This is a genomic window from bacterium (assembly GCA_040755795.1).
Lineage (GTDB): Bacteria > UBA9089 > CG2-30-40-21 > CG2-30-40-21 > SBAY01 > JBFLXS01.
The window spans coordinates 25,519-47,998 of the sequence record JBFLXS010000004.1; the positions used below are offsets into that span (position 1 = coordinate 25,519).

The window sequence follows — 22,480 nt, forward strand, 5'->3', positions numbered from 1 at the left end:
ACCCAGTGTGGTGTTGAGTAAGTTTTGCACGGCGTATCATCAGATTTCATAACCTGCAAACGGATAATTGGTAATTGGTAACTGGTTAAATAGTTTCGTCCTGAGATCAGCCGAACGGTATTTAATTACCAGTTACCAATCACCAGTTACCAGAATCAAATTCCGTGCGTTATTTGTTCAACATGATACTAGAAAAGCCCGGTCACTTCGCCTGTGTTCACATCCACATCTACCCTTCTAAATGCGGGATTAGAGCTTGTTCCGGGCATCAAACTAATAGTGCCTGTGCAAGGACAAAGGAACTTTGCTCCGGCAAATATCAACAGGTCACGCACTGGTAGAATCCAACCTTTAGGAACACCTTTCAATGTTGGGTCATGGGTAAGGCTCAAATGGGTTTTAACCATCATCGTTGCAAAATCCTGCATTTCTGGGTCACTTTCTACTGTCTTTGCTTTAGCCTCTGCCTCAGGTGTCCAGGAAACTCCATCTGCACCGTATATTTCTTTAGCAATCAAATCAACCCTTTGTCGAAGTGGCATTTCGATTGGATAGAGGAATTTAAAATCAACTTTTTCATTGCAGGCATCAGTAATGGCATCTGCAAGTTCTAGGGCACCTTCTCCACCCATCAACCAGTGTTTACCCAGTGCACAGCGAGCCCCTGCTTCTTCAACATATTTACGCACCAGAGCAATTTCCTCATTGGTATCGGTATGGAAAGAGTTAATGCAAACTACAGGCTTTGCCCCTGATTTTTTCACATTTTTTATGTGATGGAGTAGATTTTCAATTCCTTTTTCAAGCAATCCTAAATTCTCCCTGGTGTATTCTTCAGGAAGAGGTCTGCCAGGAACGACAGTTGGTCCTCCACCGTGCATTTTTAATGCCCTTATTGTGGCAACGATTACAATCGCATTAGGAGTAAGTCCACTAAATCGGCATTTTACATTCCAGAATTTTTCAAAACCTATATCTGCACCAAAACCACTCTCAGTTACATGGTAATCAAACATCTTCAAACCAATACGGTCAGCAATGATAGATGATTGACCGACGGCAATATTGGCAAATGGTCCTGCATGCACCATAACTGGTTGATATTCTGCGGTTGACATCAAAGTAGGATTAATCGTATGTCTCATCCAGGCACACATTGCACCGGCAACTTCTAAATCATTGGTAGTTACCGGCTTACCGTGTTTATCATAAGCCACGATGATTTTAGATAATCGTTCGCGTAAATCCTTAAGGTCTCGGACAATAGAAAGAATAGCCATCAACTCAGAACTTACCGTAATGCCAAACTTTGACTGCATCATAAACCCATGCTTTTTATCACCAATACCGATAATGATATTACGTAGTGCCTGAGCACAGAAATCAATTACCCAGCCCATTTCTACCCTTTTTGGGTCAATATCTAATCGTTTCATCTTACTATGTTTTAAAAGCTCTTCATCTGTGTAATTTGCCTCATGTTGCATCCTAGCTGTCATAGCGACCATAGCTAAATTATGGGCATTAGCAATGGCATCAATATCACCTGTTAATCCAAGGGAAAACTCAGTCATTGGAATAAGCAAGGCATTACCACCGCCTGCGGCTGTGCCTTTGATATTCATTGTCGGTCCACCAGAAGGCTGACGAATACAACCACCAACATTCATACCCCTTTTACCTAAACCTTCTATCAAACCCAGGGTAGTCGTCGTCTTCCCTTCACCTAACGGCGTGGGGGTAATCGCCGTTACATCGATATATTTACCCTCAGGTTTATCTTTAAGTCGCTCAATAATTTTTAGAAAATCAAGTCTGGCTATCCTTCCATAAGTAATCACCTCATCCTTTTCAAGCCCTAATTTTTCCTTCCATTGTTCAGGTGTCGGCATCTTCTTTTCTGTCTCTCTGGCAATTTCCCAATCCTGTAATTTTGTTGCATCATAAGCCATTTTTTAAAATCCTCCTTTTGTTTTGGTAAATAGTAACTGGTGATATAGTAATTAGTTACTAATTACCAGTTATTTGTTTTTAATTGATAGATTGTGAATTATACCATATTGATTTGAAAAATGTCAAGTATTTTTTTGAATTGAAACTTACCTATAGGCTCTTTTTGAGGGGAAGTTCCGTTGTAAGCATCACAACCCTAAATCTGTAGGTGCTCTGCCAATGCATTGCAATAATGTTACGACTTCTTCTATCTTATCAGAAAGGGTTTTATTCCCATCTGTATGACCTGGGTAGATGTCGTAAAAGGGGCGATATTTTTGTGGGGTAAGATTAATCATTAGAGAATTTCCACCACTCAAAAGACCGCGTATTAGACCTTCTTCCTTATCAATGGTCTCTAAGGCAGTAGTCACCAGTATCCTTGATTGAGGATACCTTATCCTTGCCCGAGCGACGGTAGTTAATGCCGTTTCAAGGGATGGCTTTTCGGCATTGCTCAGGGGTGTCTGAGGATGGGGGATAAATGGACCAAAAGAAAACATCTCGGCGTTAAGAGAGGCGGTTAACTCAACATCGTTAAGAATATCTTCCTCTGTCTGTTGCGGTAACCCGACTAAAAATCCGCTAAAGATAAGATAACCAAGCTGATATAACTCCTTAACCAAATTAATTCTATCTTTCAGTTTATGGTTGGGTCTGTATCTCTCATAAAGCTGTGGATTGCTTGTCTCAAATCTAATAAGCACTGCTCGAGCACCGGCATCATACAATCTTTTATAAATTGCTATATCCCTTTCGCCCAGACTTAATATCAGCAAAACAGGCGTCCGCCTCATAATATTTTCAACAATGGTTATCAGTTTTTCCTCTGTATACCAGGGGTCTTCTCCTGATTGTAAAACTAATGCCTTAAAATTTAATTCATTAACCACATAAGCACAATGTTCAATTATCTCTTCTGGTTGCATTCTGTAGCGTTTAATTTCCGTGTTATCTCTACGCAGTCCACAGTAAAGGCAGTTATTTTGACACCAGTTAGAAAATTCTATAATTCCATGCACACAGCAGGCATTACCCAGATGTTTTTGTCGAATAGAATTTGCTTGTTGGTAAAGGGTTTTCGCCTCTCGGGTAAGCCTTAAATCTGTTTCTTTGAGTTTGAAGAAGAATTCTTGCCAGGTATTAAGGATAGAAAGGGCATCTGGAGTGGGTATCTGTCGGATGATAAATCCGCCCTGAGCATAGACATACTCGCCTGGGGTTAATTTAAAGAAATCATTCCTTGCCTTTCTCTTTTCCCCAAAGTAATCAACAGTAACTATATTATCATTTATTTCAACAACCTTAGCCGGTATAGCGTAACACATATTTTTAGAAATACAGGTCTCTTTCGCCCTCTTTAATCCTCTTTAAATATTTTTTTGTTTGATGGCGCAGATTTTTATCTTCCATTTTGTTCAGGTAAAAATTTACTACCTCATAGCCCTTTTGATACAATCCATTAGACTTATTGGCAAAATCTTCTAAGTATTCAGCAAAGGTAAGTAGTCCATTAGGCCGACAGAAGTTGTGAATTTCACCCGGCTTTGCCAGGCCCATAAAGACATCACCCGTTCGACCACGACGATAACAAGCCGTGCAAAAACTGGGTAATAACCTATCCTCTAAAGCAGTAGAGATAACCTCGTTTAATGAACGGTGGTCATAAACCGTAAATTGCCCGTTACCATTATCCCTTCCATATCCTCCTACTGTAGTTACTGACCCGGCTGATGTTTGGGAGATGCCAATCCGATAGGCAATCTTTCTTATCTCTGGAGTTTCACGGGTAGAGATAATCATACCGGTATAGGGCACTGCTAACCTTAGTATAGCAATAATTTTGAGGAATTCAGCATCGGTAACTTCGTAACCCTCTGGTTTATATTTGATGGTTGAAGCTTCCCGAAAACGCGGGACAGAGAAGGTATGCGGTCCTACCCCGTATTTTTGCTCGAAGTATTGGGCATGGGATACCAGGGCTAATACCTCAAACCGCCAGTCATAAAGTCCAAATAACACCCCAAAGCCTAAATCATCAATCTCTGATTCAAAGGCTCTGTTATGGGCAGTCAGTTGCCTGATATAATCTGCCTTTGGACCACGGTGTAATCTCTGGTAGGTCTCCTGATGGTATGTCTCCTGAAAGAGTTGATAGGTGCCTATCCCTGCTTGCTTTAGATTCTTATAGTTCTCTACAGTGGTAGCCCCGATATTGACATTTATCCTTCTAATATTACCAACCGGCAGTCTGACCGAATATATCTTTTCTATGGCTTCAACCACATAATCTATCGGGTTATTAATTGGGTCCTCACCCAGCTCAAGCAGCAACCTTTTGTGCCCCATCTTAAGTAAGAACTCTGTCTGCTCCTGGACCTCTTCTAATGTCAATCTGTGACGGGTTAGCTCTCGATTGCTGAGGTGATAATTGCAGTAGGCACAATCATTGATGCAAAAGTTTGAGGTATAGAGTGGAGCAAAAAATACCAGCCGTTCACCATAGATCTCATCCTTAATCTTACCTGCTCGCTCATACATCTCATTTATAAATTCAGTATCCGACAGATTAACTAAGAATCCAACCTCCTCTAAACTCAATCCTTTCTTTTCCTTAGCCTTACCAAAGATGTCTTTGATTAGCTCAGGGGTTGGGTTCTTTGTCTTTTGTAGGATTTCGTTGATCCTTTCCTGGTTAATTATCTCTTGAGTCATCTTTTTTATTTTAGTCTGACAAGTCTGACAGGTCAGACAGGTCTGACAGGTCAGACTACTCTCCTTCTACAGTCTCAATAGTAATCCCCTGCCCATCGCCCTTTTTAACCTCCAACTCACTCCCTTCAACCATTGTCCCTTTCCCCAGGCATTCAAAGCATAACTTTATTGCATCAGGTGTTAAATGGTCGTCCTCGCCTACGGATAAAGAGACCCTGGTTACCTTGCTCACGCCGTTCTTATTAGATATCTTAATGACTTCATCTATTGCTTCTTGTGTAATTCCCCATTCATGCATAAATAGCTCCTTTTTGTCAGAATAGTCGGACCTGTCAGACTTGTCGGACCTGTCAGACTATTATTTTTTTTTGCCGCTCCTGGTATAGCCGTTCTGTGAAACCACCATTGATTGTATTTGCTGCCACCTCAGCTGAGGCTTGTTTGATGCAGTAAGGGTCGGACAGGTCGGACTTGTCTGACTGGTCAGACTTATATCTTCTCCTCACCGCAAGTGCTTCAGGTGAGTCTTTATTCCATCTGTTCAATCCATGCTGACGCAAGAAATCCTCGTAATCAAGCACCAGTTCTTCAAGGCTGGCTCTTGCAATTCCTGTTAATTTAAGTTCAATCTTCTTTGAGGTTGCAGAAGCCATACTGCCTTCAGGAATATTTTGCACACCGCTACGGGCGGCCTGTATCATTTGGTCGTGAGTGCGCGAATATTTCTCAATAAAGCGATTGCAAAAGATAACCGTCGCATCATAGACTAATTGTGCGGTCTGGAAACTACGGAGATTACAGTATCCGCCGTGAGGTGGGATGAGGTTATGTCTCTGGTTTATAGAATGCTCCTTTTTGGGTCAGACAAGTTTGATCTGTCTGACGAGTCTGACAGGTCAGACAGGTCAGACAGGTCAGACAGTATCATCTTACAGGCAGCAGGTATCGCCTCAGATAGTCTATTAGAGAGCCCTGGCTGAACCATTTCTGGTATGTTTTCTACCTGTGCGGCAATGAGTTTTACCTCTACCTGACCTAACACCTTAAGTTCTCTGAGTAGATTTGAGGTTGGGATTTGATGCATCGAAAAGTCATCCACCTTATTTTTCGGTAAATCCTCAATTGCTACCTCAAAAACCTCACCTGGTTTTCTACCTGCGTCTATAGCATCAACGATAATAATCTTTTGCGGCTTTATTTCAGAGAGTAATAGATTAAACAGTATCTCTCGCACACCACTGCCTACATCTATTACTGCTACATCTTGAGGCAGGTCATAGTGTTTCTGAAGATATTCTACCACAGCTGGCCCAAATCCATCATCCCCAAATAGAATATTTCCACAACCTAAAATAAGCACACGCTTTTCGTAATAATCAAGCATAACCTTTTTTAATTCCTTAAACTATCTATTATCTCCCCTGCCGAATTAATAAGGTCTATCTTCACAGGCAGCCTGCCATCTAAATCATGGGTAGCACAGGAAAGACAGGGGTCATAGGCACGAATTGCCATCTCAACCCGATTAAGTATCCTCTGGTCGTATTTGCCATCCTTAATGTTATCCATTGCCGCTTTCTTAACTGACATATTTATGGGTGCATTGTTATGGGTCGTGCCTACAATTAGATTAACATTAGTAACCAGACCATTCTCATCCGTCTCATAATCATGGATTAATGTTCCTCTGGGTGCCTCTACACAGCCTATTCCACGACTCGCTCTGGGGGTAACGGATTTCCTGATATCTATGCTGATAATCTCTGGGTCATCTAAAAGTTTAACTATATGTTCGGCATTGTAGAGCAATTCAATCAAGCGTGCCCAATGATAAAGCAGGGTTAACTGAGCCGGTCTGCCAAAATTGCTCCTAAATTCCTCAAGCTCACTTTGAGCAAGCGATGTCCCAATCTTATCGCAAACATTGATTCTCGCCAGAGTGTTTGTTCGGTATATTCCCACTGGATTGTTTAAATCCATTGAAAAACCTCCCGCCTTTCTCATATAAGGAAACTTGAGGTATGTCCACGGTTCAATATGTTCTGCAATATAGTCAGTGTATTGGTTATAATCAAAGTCATGGTAACTTCCATCTGCCTGCATCATCCTTAATCTGCCGTCATAAAGGTCAAGGCATCCGTCCTCTCTAACTGTGCCCAGAAAGCCTGTCTTTATCACCCCCAAAGTCTGGACTGCCTCAAGGAATGGTGGGAAGATATTCTTTTTCGCAAAGTCAATCGAGAATTTTGCCAGTTCTAATATCTCCATAGCCTTCGCCTTCATCTCATCCCTTTCTTGTGTAGTTAAAGCTTTACTGAATCCGCCAGGCACAGCCGCTACGGGATGAATGGATTTACCACTCAAGATTTCCAGCATCTGAGCACCCAGATGCCTGCATCTAACCACCTGTTTAGCCACATCAGGGAGTTTTTGAGCAATACCGATGACATTTCTAATTGAATAATCCGCATCCGGCCCGATAACAAAATCTGCCCCTGCCAGAAAATAAAAGTGCAAGATATGCTCCTCTGTAAAGGCAATAGCATTCGCCAATTCCCTGAGTTTTTTAGCCGCAGAAGGAATCTCCACCCCAAAAACGGCATCATTTGCCTTAGCACTGGCTAAATGATGCGACCAGGGACAAACACCACAAATACTGGTTACAATCCTGGGCAGTTCCTCCACTGGTCTGCCAATGCAGAATTTCTCAAAGCCACGCAGTTCAACAACATTAACCATTGTCTCCTGCACATTCCCATTATCATCCAATTGAATGGTCACCTTAGCATGACCCTCAATTCTGGTTACTGGTTGTATGATGATCTTTTTACCCATCAAATCTCCTTTTTCTTATAAGTCTATATGTCGTATATATCTTATTCTCCTATGTCATGCCCTCTTCGGCAGTGGTCTTAATCTGCCATGAGCACCAATATATCTCTGAAAGGTAGCTGATCTGTCAAGGATTGACTTTAGGTCTAATCCAGTAGTAGAAAGTGCACCCATCATATCTACCATTGGATTAGCACCTTTTCTGATTGGACCAAAGCAGGCTCGACAGGGCATTCCTGCTTTAATACATCGTGGTATTTTTGCAGAGCCACCACAACCAGACTTAGTCACCGGTCCAAGACATAAAAATCCAAGCTCCATAAAACAGCGTGATTCTTCTAATTTTTGCCCCGGCGGGATAATCGGCTCAAGCGGCCTCTTTATAGAGGTTACTGCCTTCTTTTCCCGTTTAGTTGGGCAGTCATCACACACACTCCGCTCTGGTAAGGTAAATGGCTTGCCCGAAAGCAGGGCAGTTAGTGCCTCAGCTACTATCTCTGGTGAAGGAGGACATCCAGGGATATAAATATCAACCTTGATCTCCTCATCAAGGGCATAAACCCGATCAGTCAGTGGTGGAAGTTCTTGTGAGGGTGTCTCTCCAGAGTCCGTAGTCTTGGAGTTACGATAGATTTTATCGTAAATTTCCTCTAAATTATATTGATTCGCTAAGGCAGGGATACCACCATAGCAGGCACAAGAGCCAAGAGCCATTACTACCGAACATTTCTTGCACATCTCCTCTGCCACATGCTTTTCCTTCTCATTGCGTATCCCACCGGAGATAATACCAACTGTAGCCTCTGGTATCTCCATTTCCTCCTTTTCGCCGGTCTGTCCGTAGTATTTATGGTCCATAATCACCGGCATATGGACAAACTCAAGTTGAGGTAACAAATCCAGTAATGGTTCTCCAATGTCCAGAATAGTTACCTCACACCCACCACAAATGTTTAACCACTCCTCTGCAACCTTCACTGCCATAATTTCTTATCTCCTTTTAATTCCTTGTTGAATATGGGCTTGGTCCTAATTGCTTTATTGTTTCAGTAAATTCTGTCATCACCTGAGCAAATCTTTGCCCTTCTGCGGCAGAGACCCATTCTAACCTAAATCTCTCCTGTTCAATTCCAAAGTCATCCAGCATTAACTGGATAGCCTCTGCCCTGCTTTGGGCTTTAAGATTCCCTTCCAGATAATGGCAGTCACCAATATGACAGCCACAGATAAGGACACCATCCGCACCCTTAGTTAAGGCATCGATGACTAAATTAGGGTGAATCATTCCAGAACACATCACCCGAATAATGCGATTATTAGCAGGATACTGTAATCTTGATACACCTGCCAGGTCTGCCCCGGCATAAGAACACCAGTTGCAACAAAAAGTCAGGATTTTGGGTTCAAAGTCTTTTTCCATAATAAAACCTCTCATTTAAAGTAGGTAACCGTTCAGGTGGTAATTTACCGCAGAGACGCAGAGGAACAGAGAAGATATGGAAATAAATCAGATAACAGAAAAGATTATTGGTGCAGCCATTGAAATACATAGGACCTGCTTGCCGAATCTTCAGCAGGCAAGCCAGATTTGTTAATCCATCCCTGATTTTCATCAGGGCAAGTTTAATGTTGTTGAACTCAAGAGCTTGCACTGATGAAAATCAGGGATGTTAAGCGTATCGTAAATAAATTTTAATTTTCTTCTCTGCGTCTCTGTGTCTCTGCGGTGAACGGTTACTAAAGTAGGAAAGTAGGAAAGGGAGTATCCTCTTTTCCCTTTCCTACTTTCCTATTTTCCTACTTCTTCCAACGCCGCCTCCACCTGTGCGGCAATCTGCTCAAGCCTGAACCCTCTAACAAATATCCCTTTCTTGGGACAGGTAGCCATACATACTCCACAGCCATGGCATTTGGCAATATCTACCTTAACCGTCTTTTTGATAGCTCCATCCTTCTCATATTCAACTAAGGTAATTGCCTTATATGGGCAGGGGTCAACACAATAAGCACAGCCATCACAATTGGCATCTATCACCTCAGCTATCCTCGGGTCTATCTCCAGTTCATCCTTAGAGAGTATTACCGATGCCCGAGCTGCCGCCGCCATGGCTTGAATGATGGATTCAGGGATAGTTTTGGGTCCATGGGCAGTGCCGCAAACAAAAATTCCCTCAGTAGCAAAATCTACAGGCCTTAACTTCATATGCGCCTCTAAGAAAAAGCCGTGTTCATTTAACGACACCTTTAATTTCTGAGCAATATCCTTGTTTGATTCATTGGCTTGTGTGCCAGAAGAAAGAACAACTAAATCCGCGGGTAGGTCTATCTTCATTCCCAAAAGCATATCCAGGACAGAAACATTTATCTGACCATTTTTCAGCTCAACTTGCGGTTTTTCATTATCCTGTCTCTGGATAAATTTAATTCCCTTTTCCCTTGCCTGGCGGTAATATTCCTCATAATATCCATAAGCACGAATATCACGGTATATAATATAGACATCTGTCTGCGGATAGACCTCCTTGATTTTTAAGCCATTCTTAATTGCCTCTTGACAGCATACCCGTGAGCAATACATTCGCTCTTCTTCGCGTGAACCAACACACTGGAGCATCACTACGGTATTCGGGACTCGGGGCTCGGGACTCGGGGCTCGGGGTTCGAGATTCGCTAATCGCTCCTCTAATTCAAGTTGTGTTATTACGCGTTTGTCTTGACCGTAGAGATATTCTGTTGGCTTGTATTCTGTGGCGCCAGTAGCCACGATGACCACACCGTGTTCTATTTCTGCACTCGTTCCATTAACCGCCAATTGTGTTTTAAAGTTTCCTACGCTTCCTTCGATATTTACCAGCTGGGTATTGAGATACAACTTTATCTTTGGGTGATTTTTGACCTCACTAACTACTTTTTCCCATAATTTATTTCTTTCCGCTCCAAGAAGATATTTAATCCTTTGGTTATATCCGCCAATTTCCTGGTTCTTTTCAATCAAATGAACTTGATAACCTTGTCGGGCTATTTCGATACTTGCGGTTAATCCAGCTATGCCAGCACCAATAACTAAGGCAGACTTGTTTACCGTTAGATAGCTTGGATACAACGGCTCATTCATTCTCACCTTAGCCAACGCCATTTTAATCAGGTCTTTTGCCTTCTGGGTGGCTTTTTGTGGTTCTTGTCTATGCACCCAGGAATTTTGGTCGCGGATATTAGCCATTTCAAAGAGGTACGGATTAAGCCCGGCATTCCTTAAAACCTCCATAAAGAGCGGCTCGTGCGTGCGCGGGGTGCAAGCGGCTACTACCACGCGATTCAACCCCTCCTTCTGGATAACCTCCTTTATCCGCTCACAACTATCACTTGAACAGGTGTATAACCTATTCTCACAATGCACTACATTGGGTAATCTCCGCACATACTCAACTACACTGTTAACATCTACTACACCGGCAATATTTGTCCCGCAGTGGCAGACAAATACACCCACCCTTGGCTCTTCTTGAGTCACATCGCGTTGTGGAGGATACTCCTGCTTCTTGACTAAGCTCCATTTGACATCAGAGAGAATGGCTAAACATTCAGCCGCAGATGCACTTGCCTCCATTACACTCTCTGGAATATCCTTTGGTCCTGTGGCTACACCCGCCGCAAAAATTCCCTCCAGATTTGTCTTTAGGAAAGCATCGGTCTCCACAAACCCAAACTCATTCAGCCGCAGATTCAACCGCTGGGCAATAGCCTTTACTGGCTGTGGTGTGATACCCACACACAAGACGACTAAATCGAACTCCTCCTCGATTATCTCGCCAGAAAGTCCATAGCGGATAACCAGACCCTTTGTCTGAGGGTTTTGCTTGAGGGTTGACGGTGTCTGATTAATATACGCTATCCCCTCTTTTTTCGCCCGTTCATAATAGGCTTCATACCCCTTGCCAAAGGCTCGCACATCCCGATAGAATATCTTACATTCCAAATCTGGCAGATGTTCCTTAGCGATTATCGCCTCTTTGGTGGCATACATACAACAGACGGATGAGCACCAGGGTCTTTCTGTATCCCTTGAGCCAACGCACTGGATAAAGGCAATCTTGTGCGGATGGGTTTTATCTGATGGTCTTAACACCTCTCCTCTAAAGGGACCTGATGCACCCATTATCCGTTCAAACTCCAGGCTGGTGACCACATTGGGATACCTGCCGTAGCCGTATTCGCCAGCGAGTTTTGCCTCAAAAGTTTCATAACCAGGGGCTATGATTACCGCACCTACCTCCAGATTAATGGCTTCTTGTTTCTGCTGGTGCTCTATTGCTTCTGCCTTGCACGCCTGGACACACATCAGGCATTCAGAGCAGCCACCGCAGTTGAGGCAGCGTTTTGCCTCTTTGACTGCCTGTTCTTGAGAATAGCCCAATTCGATCTCTTCAAAGTCCTTTATTCGCTCCTGTGGTAGCAATTTAGGCATTGGTTGTCTCTGCTCTATCTTAATCTCCCTTTGAGGCAGGTTTGCCCCTGCTTCGGTCTTTTTTTCTCGGCCTTCGAACATATCCATCCCTTGCAGATAGCGATGGATGGATTCTGCTGCCTCGTGTCCGTGTGCAATTGCATCCACTGCCATGCCAGACAACCCGATTACATCACCACCAGCAAATATCCCAGGCACATTTGTAGCTAAGGTGGTTTTATCAACCTTTAAAAAGCCCCGCTCAGTTATCAATACCCCATCTGCGGCTTGAACCATTGAGTAGTCCACCACTTGTCCTACTGCAATAATAACCGTATCTGCATCCATCGTGGTGATATTTTCTCTGGCAAATACCGGGCTAAACCTTCCCTGTTTATCAAACACAGAAAGGCATTCTATCAGTTCTATGGCACAGACAGAGCCGTCTTTGCCCAATATGCGGTTTGTCCCTTTGCGGTGAAGGATGGTTATCCCTTCCTCTTTGGCGTCTTTGATTTCCTGTGGATGAGCAGGCATCTCCTCAAGGGATTCCATGCACACCATACTAACCTTCTCTGCCCCTAAGCGTAATACGGTTCTGGCAACATCAGTAGCTACATTGCCGCCGCCGATAACCGCTACCACCTTACCAGTTAAGTCTATCTCTCTATGCCGCTTGACACTATGCAAAAAGGAGGTTCCGTGGACAACCCCGGCTAAATCCTCTCCCTCAATATTCAATCTCTTGCTCTGATGCATACCAATAGCGATAAAGATAGCTTTATAGCCTCTATCAAAGAGGTCATTCAGGGTTAAATCTGGACCCAGCGGGGTATTAGTTAGTATCTCTACCCCTGAGTTTTTTATCTGTTCGATTTCATAGTCAATAATCTCTGCGGGTAAACGATATTGCGGGATACCTACCCGCAGCATACCACCTGCCACCGGTAAAGCCTCAAATATGGTTACCGGGTATCCGCGTTGAGTCAGATTATAGGCACAGGTTAGTCCAGCAGGACCAGAGCCAATTACGGCTATCTTCTCAGGGTATTTCACTTCAACTTTAGAGGGTTGCCAGCCGCCATTTACTCTTTCATAATCAGATACAAAGCGTTTTAATGCCCGGATGCTCAAGGGTTCGTCAACATCCTTGCGATTACATTTACTCTCACAGGGTGCGTTACAAATACGGCCGCATATCGAGGGAATAGGGATTCTGCGGCGAATAACCTCCATTGCCTCTTTAAATCTTCCCTGACTGATCAAGGCGATGTATGCCTGATTATCACAACCGGCCGAGCAGGCGAGGCGACAGGGTGATTTATGTTCGGATTTGTCTATGGTGAACCAGTTGGGGACTGCCTGAGGGTAAAGACGATAGATTGCCTTTCTCTGGTTAAGCGAGCAGTTAAATCCATCCGGCACCTCTACAGGACAGGCCGTCTCACATTCACCACAGCCAGTGCATCTGTCTTCACGCACATATCTTGCGTGCTTATTCAATCTAACCGTAAAATTGCCAGCCTGCCCAGAAATAGACTCTATATCGCTCAGGGTAATTATTTCGATATCCTTATGTCTGCCAATCTCAACCAGTCTGGGAGCCATCGTGCACATCGCACAATCGTTAGTCGGGAAGGTTTTATCGAGCATCGCCATCACGCCACCGATGCTGGGTCTGGTATCTACCAGATAGACCTTTATCCCACTATTAGCCAGGTCAAGTGCGGCTTGCATGCCGGCAATACCGCCACCAAGCACTAAACAAGAACCGATTTTTGTATTTTTTATTTCCGTTGCCATTTTTTTAAACCAATCTCCTAAATTCTTCTATGGTTAATCCAATATCATTCAGTATAGTTTTTAGAGTCCTTCTTTTTATTATCTTCCCTCTGTGTCTTGGGATAATAGTATGCCTCATATCGCTTTTTCTCCGCCATACCTCGTGACTACCTTTTGCTGTTCGATAAAATTCAAATCCAATCTTGCGAAGGACACTTATAACATCTTTATCAGTTATTGCAGGGAATTTGTCACTCATTTATACTTCCTGTAACATAGGAATACCCGAAGTAACCACTACCTTCCCTTCATAGATTGGAAGTGAAGGAATGTTTTTGCCCAATTCTTGATAAGAATCACGGAGTATTTTTATTGCATCCTGGATATTCTCTATTGCCTCTAAATAGGTTTCCCCTTCTACATGACATCCTTGAAGAATAGGGCATTCAGCATAATACCCACCTTCTTCTAAACATTCAACTATTATTGGGAATAGAATTGTCTTTTTCATTTTCTGACCCCTTTTCATATTTATTTTTGACACTACCTCTTTTTCCAAATCGTCTCCAGGCTTCCTCAAATCTCTGGAGTATTTCTTCCATTTCCAACAAGCGGGAAAATTCCTTAAGCCACCGGCGGATATACGCAACATTTAACCTCTTTCCTTGACGGATAATTACCCCATCAATATCAAGTAAATCTTGAGGTCTTCCTGCTACTGCCTTATGAATAATGAGGTCTTCTGCCGAACATATCCGCACAATTCCACTTCCAAGATCACATTCTACTGCGCGTTTTACAACTTCCTGCTCATATCCAGGGATACCTAACGAAATATCTATTTCTATCCCTTCTCTACTTTGAACTAAACAGACACGATGTTTAAGAGCAAACTCTAATGCATCAGAAATTCGAGGGGAAAAGATAGATAATATCTTTTTTAATGTTGCCTCTTCTTGCCCCAAATCAACCAGAATAGTAACATCTACATCACGGGTAAAGCGTGGCTCTCCCCAATGTTGGAGGGCAATGCCTCCTATGATGGCATAAGGTATATCTGCTTTGGTAAAGAATTGATGAATCTCTACAGCAGCCTTAATTTGTAGATTCATTTAGCACCCTGTTTATAACCGCTAACCTGGTTAAACATACTTCTTTTTTTAAGTAAAAAGGAGATTTTTTGTCTTTCTAAATTTTCTATGTCTTCCTTATGAGAATTTTGTTCCCAGAAATGGCAAAGGTTATCGTAAATGCGAAGAGAATCTTGACTTGACAAATGGGATAACCATTTTCTCTTCTCTGCCATAATTACTTCATTAGCCTTTCTATAACCTTCAACAAAGGACAATATTACTTCCCGAGACACTTTTAATCCACTCTTCATACTAATTATCCTCTTATTTTATTTTCCCTAACACCTTATCTACCTTTATTAGATGCCGGTTCAAGCCTAATTCTTTCGCGGACAACCCATACGCCAGCCCGATTAGTTGGGTAAAATAGAACACTGGCAGATGGTACTCCTTTAACTCCCACTGAACTAATTCTAAATTAAGATGGCATAAGGGACAGGCGACCGAGATACAATTTGCACCGCTTTGTCTGGCATTATCTAATAATTGTTTGGTTAATCGAAATACAATCTCTTTTTTAGGCAGGGTATAAGATGCCCCACAACAATCGGTTTTGTATGACCAATCAAGGACATTCATACCAATATCAGTTAAAATATTATCCATCGTTTGAGGATTTTCAGCATCATCGAACTGCTTAATCTTGGGTGGACGGGTTAATAGACAACCGTAATAGCAGACCACATTTATCCTGGAGAGGTCTCTGGTGATGAAGCAATGCTCAATCTTTTTGGGGAATAGTTCTAATGGGTGGAGTATTGCCACAGAGTTTCTGAATTCATAACCTAATGTTTGAGACACTGTTTCCTGTAGTTGTTTATCCTGCTTGATTTCATAGGTAGCGACTTTCAATCGACTAAAGCAAGCGGCACAAGGGGCTACTACCTGGCTATAGCCTTGCTTTTCTGCTTTAGCCAGGTTATCTGCTGCCAGGGCAATAGAAACCGATGATGAACAGCAATGAGGAGCCACTGGCACACAACAAGTCCATCCCTTTATCTCCTCTAATTTAATATCAAAGGGTTTGATTGCATAGGATAAAGAATCTCCATACTCCTTTGAGCCTGAATGAATTGAACAACCAGGATAGTAGCCGTATTGCATATAAGGTTACCCCTTTCATAGATTATCATACTTATTTGAAAGTTCCATTCCTTCTTCAAGTAACGCAGTTCGCACTACTTGTCGCACATAAGTAGCAATATCAATAGCACGAAATGCTTCTTCTTTTGTTACTTCTTCATCCTCGCCGGGATAGCGGGTAGTAATTGCAAATGGTGTTAATTCTTCTGCGTTCTGCAATTGGCCAGGCCAACTTGCCTGTTGCGAGCATAATTCTAATAATCGAGAAATATTGTGTGTATATGGGAAGTCCACCCTTTTGAATATTAAATAGGCTTTCAAGTGCTTCTCCGCACATTGTTGTGCATGATAGGCAACTAATCGGTAAGGAACAGGAAGACGCATGGTCATAGCATATTGTGCCATCTGCAAATCTTCATCTCCATAAATAAGCCACTGTTTGACCTTACGGTGAATTTCACTGATGAGGTTGTTCATACAAAATCCTTCCTTCTTGCCAGGCAGGTCGGGCTATAGTGCCTGGAATATGACGGTCACGCTCAAACTCTTGTGGAGTAAGAACGATTATATCCCGTGCAAAACCAAGCCCGGCTAATGCTCTATCAATTGCTACCATAAGCTTTCTGCGACTACCTTCAATCGGACAGATGACCAAAATATCTACATCGCTACGGCTATCAGCCGTCCCTCTTGCCTGCGACCCAATAAGAATAATCTTTGCTGGATGAAACATATCCACCATTCTTTGCGTAGCTTGATTAAGTGTTTCCTGCTCAATCATTTTCTTCAGAACCTCCGAATTTTCTGGTTAGTATTGGGACATTTTTTGCCCATCGAAATATTTGATTAACCCTCCAGACATCTTTTATTGAAGGGAAAAGGTTCAATTTCCCTCTTTTTAAAAGTTCAATGGTCAGTGGCAATTCCTTTTGAATCCCCTTTGTCTTTAGTTTTACTATCCCACCCAGAGCCAATTCAAAACTCGTCCCAAACAACCGCACAGATTTAATAAAGCAATTATAGAAAAAGGGGATTTCGGGGAGAGCAGGCTTTATTCGTTGTTTCATAGCTACCATTCTTAACGCATCCATAACTTTAGGCAGGTCAACCTGTTGTGGACAGCGGGTGATACAGGTCTCGCAAGAGGCACACAACCAGATTGTCTTACTTTTTAGAACAAGGTCATTCATCCCCAAGACTAAGGCATGGATAATCTGAGTAGGGGTCAAATCCATTTCCGGAAGCATCGGACACCCGGAGGTGCATTTTTTACACTGATAGCATAGATTCACATTTTGGCCTGATGCTTTTTCTATGGTTGTTAATAGGTTATTGTTCATCATTACCCGATTCCTATAGAAATAGTCAGTAGATAGTAGATAGAGAATTTGACTACTCTCTATTAATTAAAAGAAGTTTATCATAATCTATACTGAAAAGTCAAGAAAAAAATTTTTTTAAAGTTTAAAAATTTCAAGAATTTTCTGTTGACAAAATTACATAAATTTATTACAATATGATATATTTATAGTTTTGTGATTTTTATCACCACAGAGACACCGAGTTCACGGAGATATATCACAGAAATAAGGAGAAAAAATAAATGATTATTGCAGAACAAAAACCAATCCAGGAAATAAAGGCAATGATAGCAAACTACCAGAAGATATTGGTAGTTGGTTGTGGAACCTGTGTTACGGTTTGTATGGCTGGTGGTGAAAAAGAGGTTGGTATTATTGCCACTTGCCTGCGAATGGCACTTAAATTGGATGGAAAAGAACCTGATATTAGTGAGGCTTGTATTCAGCGGCAATGTGAGTGGGAATTTGTTGATGAGTTAAAAGGAAAAGTGGAACAATCTGACGCCGTGCTTTCTTCTGCTTGCGGTGTGGGAGTGCAAGCACTATCTGAACGATTTGGGGATAAACCTGTTTATCCAGCCCTGAACACTACTTTTATGGGTATGCCCATAGAACATGGATTATGGCTGGAAACCTGCCGTGGCTGTGGTAGTTGTGAATTAGGTAAGTTTGGAGGTATCTGTCCAATTGCCCGATGTTCAAAAGGATTACTTAATGGTCCCTGCGGCGGCAGCCAAAATGGTAAATGTGAAGTCAATAAAGAAATGGATTGTGGTTGGCAACTCATCTATGAACGGCTAACAAAACTTAATCAACTCGACCAGATTGAAGAAATACTTCCACCAAAAAACTGGTTTGTAGATAGGGATGGTGGTCAAAGAAGAATATTGCGGGAAGATATTATTGTTGGACAATAAAGAAAACTCGTAACCGTTCACCGCAGAGACACAGAGACGCAGAGAAGAAAATTAAAATTTATTTACGATAGGCTTATAGCAGTTATTAGTCAAAATTTTACTCAGAGTGGATAAGGAAAAAATCCAAAATCCCAAGCACCAAATCTCAAATAAGCACCAAATTCCACATACCAAAAAGCGAATTAGAGATTAGTGAATTAGAGATTAGATTTTACTAATTCGCTAATTCGCTTAATTCACTAATTCACTAATTGGAATTTGTGATTTGGAATTTCAGAGCCATATCTATGTCAAATTTCGATTAATAAGTGCTATAACATCTCTGATTTTCATCAGTGCAAGCTCGTGAGTCCAACAACATTAAATCGGCAAGCAGGTCCTATGTATTTCAATGGCTACACCAATAATCTTTTCTGTTATCTGATTTATTTCCATATCTTCTCTGGTAACTATTCAGCATACCAGGCAAGTAGGAAGTAGGAAGTAGGAAAGGGGGAAAATACTTCATACTATTTTACTCTTAATTGATTTGATTAAACCTATAAGCATCCTACTCACTTCTTCAGATATATCCCAAATGGATTGAAAATCTGGCAGATAATTAATATCTTTAGATAGAATTAGATAATGCCTTTCCTACTTCTCTACTCTCCTACTTTCCTACAGGGTGAATAGTTACCTTCTCTGTTCCTCTGCGTCTCTGCGGTAAATTACCACCTGAACGGTTACGAAAACTCATATTTCCCAAAATTTCCATTTCTTAAATTCGGGCATAACCGCATAATTAGTCATATCCAGATGAAGTGGGGTAATCGAGATTTTACCTTCTTTAATTGCTCTAACATCTGTTCCTTCCGCCCCTTCTTCATCCATAACACATTTACTGCCAATCCAGTAATAAACCTTTCCTCTTGGGTCAGTTCTTTTAATTAATTCTTCCTGATATGTGCGTTTTCCCAGATGAGTAAGAGATACACCTTTAATTTCTTCTTCAGATAAATTAGGCACATTGATATTTAAGAAAGTATGAGATGGTAGGCCGTGTTTTAAGATAAGGCTAGCAATTTTGCAAGCAAATTTTCCTGCAAAATCAAATTTTGGGTCTTTATAATCGCCCATTGAAATAGAAAATGAAGGTATATTTAAAAGTGTTCCTTCCATAGCCGCAGAAACCGTGCCTGAGTAAGTTACATCCTCACCTAAATTAGGACCTGGGTTAATGCCAGAGACGATTAAATCGGGTCTTTTGGGTAAAATACCTAAAACACTGATATTGATACAATCCGCGGGTGTTCCATCCGTTACAAAGGTATCTTCATCAATCTCGTCAACACGGATAGGATGCGTTAAGGTCAATGAATGTCCTGATGCACTCCTTTCACGGTCAGGGGCAATAATCGTTACTTTACCCACCTTGCTTAAACTTTCTCGTAAAATATGTAATCCTTGTGCCTTTATCCCATCATCATTAGTCAGTAATATGTTCATCTAATCTTTAAATATACCATATTGAACTTCCTATGTCAATAAATTTTCTCTTGACGAAGTAATAATTTTGTGATATAGTTATAATCAATAATTATTTAACCAATTACCCTAGTATGGTGTTGAGTAAGTTTTGCACGGAGTATCATCAGGTTTCGTAACCTGCAAACGGATAATTGGTAACTGGTAACTGGTAATTGGTTAAATAGTTTCGTCCTGAGCTCAGCCGAACGGTATTTAATTACCAGTTACCAATCACCAGTTACCAGAATCAAATTCCGTGCGTTATTTGTTCAACACCACACTAGGGCTTTACGAAATTAAAAATAAGTAACTGGTAACTAATTACCATTCACCAGTTACCAATTGCCAAAAATAAGGAGAGATGATGAAATTTAAAAATGGAATTTATCCAAAATTAACTGATTTGATTGACCGCTCTACACTTAAAGAAATTCAAGATAGTTTAGCTCAAACATTTGAAACAGGTGTAGTAATTATAGATAGAAAAGATAAACTGCATATTCCATTGGGTAGCGTGAATAAATTTTGTATGTGTATTAAAGGAACTAAAGAAGGCAAAAAAAGATGCAGTGAATTTTTAGATAAAATAAAAGAGATAGATAAACCCAAAGAATTAATTTGTCCAATGGGCTTATCGTGTCTGGTTACCCCAATAATCACTGATGAAGTCTTGATAGGATGGATAGTTGTAGAAGGATTACTTACTTCTCGTTCAAAGGTTTTATCTCTGGTTAAAAAATTACCTTCTGAATTTGATATTGCCAGGCTAACTTCTGTTTTAAAAAGAATGAGTGTTCTTTCTAAAAAGAATATTGAGGCACGAAAGACACATCTTTTTTCCATTATTCATCTAATATCTACCTTGTGTCACCGAAAGTATCAACTGGATAAAAGAAACATAGAACTTTCAGGATTATTTGAGATAAACAAAACTATTATTTCAACGATGGATTTAAGAAAGGTACTTATGTCCATAGTCAATGCCGCGGCTACGACTATGGGTTTGAAAAAATGTGCCGTTAGATTGTTAGATGAAAAAGGTAAAGCACTTGTTATGACCACTTCTTGTGGATTAAGTAAGGAGTATCTTAAAAAAACAGAGGTTCTGGTAGGAAAGAGTATTGTAGGAAGGGTTGTTAAGGAGAAAAAACCTATATTTGTCAGCAATACTCAGGAAGATAAACGACTTGAAGACCCATCTAGAACACGGAAAGAAAATATTGCCTCATTACTTTCTGTGCCGTTAATCTTTCAAAATAGAGTGTTAGGGACAATCACTGTTTATTCCAGCCAGATACATAAATTTACAGATGATGAAATTGCTGTTCTGTCTAACTTAGCCGACCAGGCGGCGATTGCTATTGAAAATATACGATTATTTGTGTTGAGAAGTGAAGGAATAATTAGTATCAGCCAGTCATTAGGAGAAACGATTGAGGCAAAGGATACCTATACAAAAGGGCATTGTGAAAATGTGGCAAATTATGCCGTAGCTATTGCCAATAATTTAGGATTACCTGAAGACCACTTAAATGATATTTACCTGGCGGGATTGTTTCATGATATAGGCAAAATTGGTGTAAGCGAAAAGATACTTTTGAAACCAGGTCCATTAACATTAGAAGAATTTAATGATATGAAAAAACATCCAACGATTAGTGTCAATATTTTATCTCCAATAGACTTTAATAAAGAAATCCTTTCTGTTGTTCATCAACATCATGAACGAGTAGATGGTAAAGGGTATCCATATGGTATTTTTGATATTACTTTAGGTGCTCGAATAATAGAAATAGCCGATGCCTATGATGCAATGACATCTGATAGACCATACCGTAAAGCATTATCTAAATCTGATGCAATAATGGAGTTGAAAAGATGTGCCGGAATGCAATTTGACCCAAAAATAGTCGAAGTATTTATAAAAATATTGGAGGAGGAAAAAGAAAATCAATAGTGATACCCTATCTTTACACTAATTCCTTACCCATAGTTGCCAGGCTTAATGAGCTATATTTTACACCTCTTGTTGATTTTAACTGATGTGCCAATTTTTCAATTTCATCAGATTTTCCTTTGACAACGACTATTTCCAGACAATTATCATGGTCAAGATGGATATGCTGAGCAGAAATAATCAGATGGTGAAAATTATGTTGGATGTCCGTTAAGGTATTCACCAGCTCTCGTTGGTGATGGTCATAAACAAGAGTAATTGTTCCCGCAATTTCTTTTCCTGCTACCCATTCTTTTTTTACCAAACTTTCCCGAATCAAATCACGAATAGCCTCAGAACGATTGGTGTAATTCTGGGAATGGATAAGTTTATCAAACCTTTCCAGGAGTTTTTTATCCAGAGAAACTCCAAACCGAATTAATTCACTCATTGAATACCCTCCTTTTTTTTCACCGCAGAGACGCAGAGGAACAGAGAAGACATATAGTAAGTATTAACCAAAAGTTCACATTAGTATTGTTGCTATATCTGTTCTATGAGAAATTTTCGTTAATAACTACTATAAAAAATGTGGGTAATGATTAGGATGAAAATCAGGGATGTTAAGCGTCTTGTCCATAGATTTTATTTTTTTTCTCTGCGTCTCTGTGTCTGTTATGTAAAGTGTCAAGCTTTTTTTTATTTTTTTACTTAAGAAAAGACTCTACGACTTATCTCTATAACTCTACACCTTATTTTTGTTTTAGGCATTTTGA

Annotated in this window: 21 protein-coding genes and 1 pseudogene; 2 read left to right on the plus strand and 20 right to left on the minus strand. The window is 40.9% G+C overall.

Annotated elements, in window-relative coordinates; all coding sequences use genetic code 11:
- Positions 1–188 precede the first annotated feature (188 nt).
- The 18 genes and pseudogenes from AB1414_00480 to AB1414_00565 form a co-directional block, all read right to left on the minus strand.
- Positions 189–1,952 carry a formate--tetrahydrofolate ligase gene (locus tag AB1414_00480; protein MEW6605911.1) on the minus strand — a complete coding sequence of 588 codons (1,764 nt, stop codon included), beginning with the start codon at positions 1,950–1,952 and terminating at the stop codon, positions 189–191.
- A 189-nt stretch (positions 1,953–2,141) separates the two neighbouring features.
- Complete coding sequence (locus tag AB1414_00485; protein MEW6605912.1) at positions 2,142–3,320, minus strand: radical SAM protein; 1,179 nt, start codon at positions 3,318–3,320, stop codon at positions 2,142–2,144.
- Positions 3,321–3,324: 4 nt separating this feature from the next.
- Positions 3,325–4,707 (minus strand): [FeFe] hydrogenase H-cluster radical SAM maturase HydG, encoded by a 1,383-nt coding sequence (gene hydG / locus AB1414_00490; GenBank protein ID MEW6605913.1) that lies wholly within the window; start codon positions 4,705–4,707, stop codon positions 3,325–3,327.
- Between the two features lie 55 nt (positions 4,708–4,762).
- Positions 4,763–5,005, minus strand: coding sequence for a hydrogenase maturation nickel metallochaperone HypA (locus AB1414_00495; protein ID MEW6605914.1), 243 nt, complete (start codon positions 5,003–5,005; stop codon positions 4,763–4,765).
- Positions 5,006–5,204: 199 nt separating this feature from the next.
- Positions 5,205–5,549, minus strand: a pseudogene (locus AB1414_00500) (four helix bundle protein).
- Positions 5,546–6,091 carry a coenzyme F420-reducing hydrogenase, FrhD protein gene (frhD, locus tag AB1414_00505; GenBank protein MEW6605915.1) on the minus strand — a complete coding sequence of 182 codons (546 nt, stop codon included), beginning with the start codon at positions 6,089–6,091 and terminating at the stop codon, positions 5,546–5,548. The pseudogene AB1414_00500 and the gene frhD overlap by 4 nt, the downstream one beginning before the upstream one ends.
- Before the next feature lie 8 nt (positions 6,092–6,099).
- Positions 6,100–7,542: a Ni/Fe hydrogenase subunit alpha gene (locus tag AB1414_00510; protein MEW6605916.1), complete on the minus strand. Its 1,443-nt coding sequence runs from the start codon at positions 7,540–7,542 to the stop codon at positions 6,100–6,102.
- A 54-nt stretch (positions 7,543–7,596) separates the two neighbouring features.
- Positions 7,597–8,523, minus strand: a complete 927-nt coding sequence (locus AB1414_00515) for a methyl viologen-reducing hydrogenase (GenBank protein ID MEW6605917.1) — start codon at positions 8,521–8,523, stop codon at positions 7,597–7,599.
- A gap of 16 nt (positions 8,524–8,539) precedes the next feature.
- Positions 8,540–8,959 carry a hydrogenase iron-sulfur subunit gene (locus tag AB1414_00520; GenBank protein MEW6605918.1) on the minus strand — a complete coding sequence of 140 codons (420 nt, stop codon included), beginning with the start codon at positions 8,957–8,959 and terminating at the stop codon, positions 8,540–8,542.
- 369 nt (positions 8,960–9,328) lie between these two features.
- The gene (locus tag AB1414_00525) at positions 9,329–13,786 is read right to left on the minus strand and encodes an FAD-dependent oxidoreductase (GenBank protein ID MEW6605919.1); all 4,458 of its coding nucleotides are present in this window, start codon (positions 13,784–13,786) and stop codon (positions 9,329–9,331) included.
- A 4-nt stretch (positions 13,787–13,790) separates the two neighbouring features.
- Positions 13,791–14,024: a type II toxin-antitoxin system HicA family toxin gene (locus AB1414_00530; GenBank protein MEW6605920.1), complete on the minus strand. Its 234-nt coding sequence runs from the start codon at positions 14,022–14,024 to the stop codon at positions 13,791–13,793.
- A complete protein-coding gene (locus AB1414_00535) occupies positions 14,025–14,276 on the minus strand; it encodes a type II toxin-antitoxin system HicB family antitoxin (protein ID MEW6605921.1) in 252 nt (83 codons plus the stop codon). It lies immediately after the preceding gene.
- Positions 14,242–14,877 (minus strand): nucleotidyl transferase AbiEii/AbiGii toxin family protein, encoded by a 636-nt coding sequence (locus tag AB1414_00540; GenBank protein ID MEW6605922.1) that lies wholly within the window; start codon positions 14,875–14,877, stop codon positions 14,242–14,244. Before AB1414_00540 ends, AB1414_00535 begins: the two co-directional genes overlap by 35 nt.
- Positions 14,874–15,149, minus strand: coding sequence for a hypothetical protein (locus AB1414_00545; GenBank protein MEW6605923.1), 276 nt, complete (start codon positions 15,147–15,149; stop codon positions 14,874–14,876). Before AB1414_00545 ends, AB1414_00540 begins: the two co-directional genes overlap by 4 nt.
- Positions 15,150–15,162: 13 nt before the next feature.
- Positions 15,163–16,002 (minus strand): CoB--CoM heterodisulfide reductase iron-sulfur subunit B family protein, encoded by an 840-nt coding sequence (locus AB1414_00550; protein ID MEW6605924.1) that lies wholly within the window; start codon positions 16,000–16,002, stop codon positions 15,163–15,165.
- Between the two features lie 15 nt (positions 16,003–16,017).
- On the minus strand, positions 16,018–16,458 hold the full coding sequence (locus tag AB1414_00555) for a HEPN domain-containing protein (protein MEW6605925.1): 441 nt from the start codon (positions 16,456–16,458) through the stop codon (positions 16,018–16,020).
- Positions 16,439–16,762 (minus strand): nucleotidyltransferase domain-containing protein, encoded by a 324-nt coding sequence (locus tag AB1414_00560; protein MEW6605926.1) that lies wholly within the window; start codon positions 16,760–16,762, stop codon positions 16,439–16,441. The genes AB1414_00555 and AB1414_00560 overlap by 20 nt, the downstream gene beginning before the upstream one ends.
- Positions 16,755–17,324 (minus strand): 4Fe-4S dicluster domain-containing protein, encoded by a 570-nt coding sequence (locus AB1414_00565; GenBank protein MEW6605927.1) that lies wholly within the window; start codon positions 17,322–17,324, stop codon positions 16,755–16,757. The genes AB1414_00560 and AB1414_00565 overlap by 8 nt, the downstream gene beginning before the upstream one ends.
- 260 nt (positions 17,325–17,584) lie before the next feature.
- Between AB1414_00565 and AB1414_00570 the strand changes: the two genes are divergently transcribed.
- Positions 17,585–18,259: a methylenetetrahydrofolate reductase C-terminal domain-containing protein gene (locus AB1414_00570; GenBank protein ID MEW6605928.1), complete on the plus strand. Its 675-nt coding sequence runs from the start codon at positions 17,585–17,587 to the stop codon at positions 18,257–18,259.
- A gap of 735 nt (positions 18,260–18,994) precedes the next feature.
- On the opposite strand, the gene surE is transcribed toward AB1414_00570, so the two are convergent.
- On the minus strand, positions 18,995–19,747 hold the full coding sequence (gene surE / locus AB1414_00575; GenBank protein ID MEW6605929.1) for a 5'/3'-nucleotidase SurE: 753 nt from the start codon (positions 19,745–19,747) through the stop codon (positions 18,995–18,997).
- A gap of 382 nt (positions 19,748–20,129) precedes the next feature.
- On the opposite strand from surE, the gene AB1414_00580 reads away from it, so the two are divergent.
- Complete coding sequence (locus AB1414_00580; protein MEW6605930.1) at positions 20,130–21,725, plus strand: HD domain-containing phosphohydrolase; 1,596 nt, start codon at positions 20,130–20,132, stop codon at positions 21,723–21,725.
- Between the two features lie 13 nt (positions 21,726–21,738).
- Here the strand turns inward: AB1414_00580 and nikR are convergent, their stop codons facing one another.
- A complete protein-coding gene (gene nikR / locus AB1414_00585; GenBank protein MEW6605931.1) occupies positions 21,739–22,155 on the minus strand; it encodes a nickel-responsive transcriptional regulator NikR in 417 nt (138 codons plus the stop codon).
- Positions 22,156–22,480 lie beyond the last annotated feature (325 nt).

Excerpts from the sequence above, each read along its gene's own strand:
- AB1414_00480 (MEW6605911.1), bottom strand. The coding sequence starts at position 1,952 with ATGGCTTATGATGCAACAAAATTACAGGATTGGGAAATTGCCAGAGAG.
- AB1414_00485 (MEW6605912.1), bottom strand. The coding sequence starts at position 3,320 with ATGTGTTACGCTATACCGGCTAAGGTTGTTGAAATAAATGATAATATA.
- hydG (MEW6605913.1), bottom strand. The coding sequence starts at position 4,707 with ATGACTCAAGAGATAATTAACCAGGAAAGGATCAACGAAATCCTACAA.
- AB1414_00495 (MEW6605914.1), bottom strand. The coding sequence starts at position 5,005 with ATGCATGAATGGGGAATTACACAAGAAGCAATAGATGAAGTCATTAAG.
- frhD (MEW6605915.1), bottom strand. The coding sequence starts at position 6,091 with ATGCTTGATTATTACGAAAAGCGTGTGCTTATTTTAGGTTGTGGAAAT.
- AB1414_00510 (MEW6605916.1), bottom strand. The coding sequence starts at position 7,542 with ATGGGTAAAAAGATCATCATACAACCAGTAACCAGAATTGAGGGTCAT.
- AB1414_00515 (MEW6605917.1), bottom strand. The coding sequence starts at position 8,523 with ATGGCAGTGAAGGTTGCAGAGGAGTGGTTAAACATTTGTGGTGGGTGT.
- AB1414_00520 (MEW6605918.1), bottom strand. The coding sequence starts at position 8,959 with ATGGAAAAAGACTTTGAACCCAAAATCCTGACTTTTTGTTGCAACTGG.
- AB1414_00525 (MEW6605919.1), bottom strand. The coding sequence starts at position 13,786 with ATGGCAACGGAAATAAAAAATACAAAAATCGGTTCTTGTTTAGTGCTT.
- AB1414_00530 (MEW6605920.1), bottom strand. The coding sequence starts at position 14,024 with ATGAGTGACAAATTCCCTGCAATAACTGATAAAGATGTTATAAGTGTC.
- AB1414_00535 (MEW6605921.1), bottom strand. The coding sequence starts at position 14,276 with ATGAAAAAGACAATTCTATTCCCAATAATAGTTGAATGTTTAGAAGAA.
- AB1414_00540 (MEW6605922.1), bottom strand. The coding sequence starts at position 14,877 with ATGAATCTACAAATTAAGGCTGCTGTAGAGATTCATCAATTCTTTACC.
- AB1414_00545 (MEW6605923.1), bottom strand. The coding sequence starts at position 15,149 with ATGAAGAGTGGATTAAAAGTGTCTCGGGAAGTAATATTGTCCTTTGTT.
- AB1414_00550 (MEW6605924.1), bottom strand. The coding sequence starts at position 16,002 with ATGCAATACGGCTACTATCCTGGTTGTTCAATTCATTCAGGCTCAAAG.
- AB1414_00555 (MEW6605925.1), bottom strand. The coding sequence starts at position 16,458 with ATGAACAACCTCATCAGTGAAATTCACCGTAAGGTCAAACAGTGGCTT.
- AB1414_00560 (MEW6605926.1), bottom strand. The coding sequence starts at position 16,762 with ATGATTGAGCAGGAAACACTTAATCAAGCTACGCAAAGAATGGTGGAT.
- AB1414_00565 (MEW6605927.1), bottom strand. The coding sequence starts at position 17,324 with ATGATGAACAATAACCTATTAACAACCATAGAAAAAGCATCAGGCCAA.
- AB1414_00570 (MEW6605928.1), top strand. The coding sequence starts at position 17,585 with ATGATTATTGCAGAACAAAAACCAATCCAGGAAATAAAGGCAATGATA.
- surE (MEW6605929.1), bottom strand. The coding sequence starts at position 19,747 with ATGAACATATTACTGACTAATGATGATGGGATAAAGGCACAAGGATTA.
- AB1414_00580 (MEW6605930.1), top strand. The coding sequence starts at position 20,130 with ATGATGAAATTTAAAAATGGAATTTATCCAAAATTAACTGATTTGATT.
- nikR (MEW6605931.1), bottom strand. The coding sequence starts at position 22,155 with ATGAGTGAATTAATTCGGTTTGGAGTTTCTCTGGATAAAAAACTCCTG.